Here is a 2919-nt window from a genome sequence, read left to right as displayed (position 1 = left end):
TCTGCTCAGGGGTGTTAGCGGCGTGCTGCTCTACTAAGCTGGCCAGATCTTTGTCGGTGGCAAACGACTCGGCGTTGTTGTGCCAAGTACGGAGTGTGTCAGTCTCAGCTCTATTTTGTAGGGCTATTTTTGAAAGTGGCTGTGCGGTTCTGGCGATCACCTGATCGATAATATTGATAAAGCGCTCAGCAAGAGTTGCGATCCAGTCACTTGGAAATAGTGCGGTGGAGTAGTTAATATCACCAAATACTTCTTCGTCGCCATTTTGTAGCAGCAAACTAATGTCGAACTTTGCCACTTTATGGAGTGCTTTTACTTGTGATTCATTCACTGGCGTAAACAGCTGTTGGCTGCTGTCGTCGCTGTTATTTTTAAATTGCTCAAGCGCAAACATCATTTGAAATAGCGGGTGGCGAGACGGATCCCGTTGTAATTTTAGGGCGTCGACCAATTTATCAAATGGCAGATCTTGGTGCGCCTTTGCCGCTTTTAGGGTTTGGTGTACTTGTTGGATCAAGGCATTAAAGTCGAGTGCGTTATCAACATGAATTGGCAGGGCTAAGCTATTGACCAAAAAGCCAATAAGATTTTGTGTCTGGCTTAGGTGACGGTTGTCAGATGGTGTACCGATGACTAAATCTGACTGACCGCTGGTTGCTTGTAATGTCAATGCCCAGCTGCTGAGCAGTACTACATAAAGACTGGTTTGCTGCGTTTTGGCTATGGCTTTGAGGGCTTCGCTTCGTTCCTGACCCAGATGAATACGGTGGTCGGCACCGTGATATTGATATTCATTTGGCCTTGCTAGTGGCGAATGTAATTCAAGCTGCTCAGCGCCTGCAAGTGCATCAGTCCAGTGCTCTAAAAGCTTAGTTAAGGTATCGCCGCTGAGGTACTCGCGCTGCCATTTTGCGTAGTCTTGGTACTGTAACTCAAGCGCTGGTAGCTCAGGCGTTTTGCCTGAAGCTAGCATAAAATAGGCTTGGTGTAGCTCACGCATAAAGATTTCGGTGGACCAGCCATCAAACGCAATATGGTGCCACATAAATAGCACGTAACGCTCTGCGCCTACTGTCCAAAAGCAAACCTTGAACATAGGCTCATTGGCTAAGTCAAATGGTGTACTAATAGCTTGTTTAACAGCCGTATTGAGCGCTGCTAAGTCAGCTACAGGGCTAGGCGTAATTTCAATACTGGCGCTCAACACCTCTTGATAGTCGTGGCCTTGCTCGTCTTGACGATAGACACTGCGAAGTACTTCATGCCTATCTAACACGATATTCAGTGCTTGCGTTAATCGCGCAAGCTCTGTGTGCTCAGAGAGTTTAACCAAAAACGGAATATGATAAGCGTTGGTGCCATTTTCTATGCGTTCGATAAATAATAAACGCTCTTGCGCAAATGAAAGCGGGTAGCGGTTTAATTCTGGCAGTGTATTAAACGCATCCTTTGAAAAAATTGCTTTTGCTTCAAGGTAATCCATTAGTTGCGTTTTGTTTGACTTTAACTTTGCAACAAGTGCAGCATCTGGCGCTTGCGTGCCAAATGACAGCTCTAGTCCGCCGTCTTGCAACCAGATCGAGAGATTGTGATCTTTCAGTTCAGCGAGCAATGACAACATGGTTAAATCCTCATGCTATTAGTTTGTTCTTGTTGTGATCCGGAGTCTGCTTTAATCTCGATATCCACGCTCAGCGTCTCTAAGTTGTCGACGATTGCGGCAATATGGGTATGCTCAAACAAGGCTGAAATTGGGATGTTTAAATCCAGTGCTTTATTACACGCATTCATCAACCGGATAGCCGAGATAGAGTCCCCCCCGATACTGAAGAAATTATCTTCAATCCCCACTTGTTCTAGGCCAAGTACCTGTTGCCAAATCTCACAAAGCTGGGTCTCTAAGGCATTACGCGGTGCCACATAGAGGTTGTCGGCTTGAAGCTCTGGCGTAGGCAGAGCCTTGCGGTCAAGCTTACCGTTACCCGTAAGTGGAATATGCTCGATTAGGGTAAAGTGACTGGGTACCATATACTCAGGTAAAGCAGCACTTAGGGCGAGCTTTAACTCGGTAATTTCAAGGTCAGGCTCTGCAACAAGGTAAGCGGCCAGCGCTTTGCCTTGCGGTGCAGGTACATCAATCACTACTGCGTTTTGTACGCCTTGCTGGTCGACAATAGCTGCAGCAATCTCTCCTAATTCGACACGATAACCACGAATTTTCACCTGCTCATCGTTACGACCGAGATACACCAAGTCGCCGTTGTCTAGGAAGCGGGCAAGGTCACCGGTTTTGTACAGCTTGCTATGGGCGGGGTCGTGACTAAATGGATTATCAATAAAGCGCTCAGTATTGAGTTCAGGGCGGTTTAAGTAACCACGGGCAACCCCAAGGCCTGAAATATATAACTCACCCGGCGCACCAATGGGCATGGGCTGCAGCGACTCAGATAACACATGAAGATTAACGTTAGGGTAGGCTTTACCTATGCCTTGATGAAGACGTGGATAGGCCTGCGCGAGCATCGTACCGACGGTGGCTTCCGTTGGGCCATATTCATCGAAAATAGCGTTCACATGGTCGCTTAATGCGGCAATGGCCTGCTCAGTCAGCGCCTCACCACCGAGCATTAGGGCATCAACTTGTGCATCGCTGCCAGGCAATAGCGCCATGGCAAGACTCGGTGTGGTTTTCACAAAGCCAACGTTCGCGGCATTTAGATGAGCTCTAAAGGCGGCGGCATCAAGAATATCGCCTTCATAGACACACACCGTTTGTCCAGCAAGGAGCGGGCATAAGGTGGTGGTCACCGACAGGTCAAAACAGTAGTTAGAAGAAAAGTCGATATTACGATACTTGTCACCTAACTGGCGGGTTAAGGCGTGAAGATAGTAAAGCACATTGTGCTGCGTGAGCATTAC

Annotated in this window: 2 protein-coding genes; both read right to left on the bottom strand. The window is 47.6% G+C overall.

Annotated elements, in window-relative coordinates; all coding sequences use genetic code 11:
* Positions 1-1621 (bottom strand): condensation domain-containing protein (locus tag CKO50_RS23360; protein ID WP_217989667.1); only part of this gene is annotated, 1621 nt, incomplete at its 3' end.
* Positions 1622-1623: 2 nt separating this feature from the next.
* On the bottom strand, positions 1624-2919 hold a 1296-nt coding region (locus tag CKO50_RS23355), incomplete at its 5' end, for a non-ribosomal peptide synthetase (protein WP_141240190.1).

The sequence above is a fragment of the Pseudoalteromonas sp. HM-SA03 genome, from assembly GCF_002289345.1.
In the GTDB taxonomy this organism is placed as follows: Bacteria; Pseudomonadota; Gammaproteobacteria; order Enterobacterales; family Alteromonadaceae; genus Pseudoalteromonas.
This window is presented reverse-complemented; position numbering and strand designations above follow the sequence as displayed.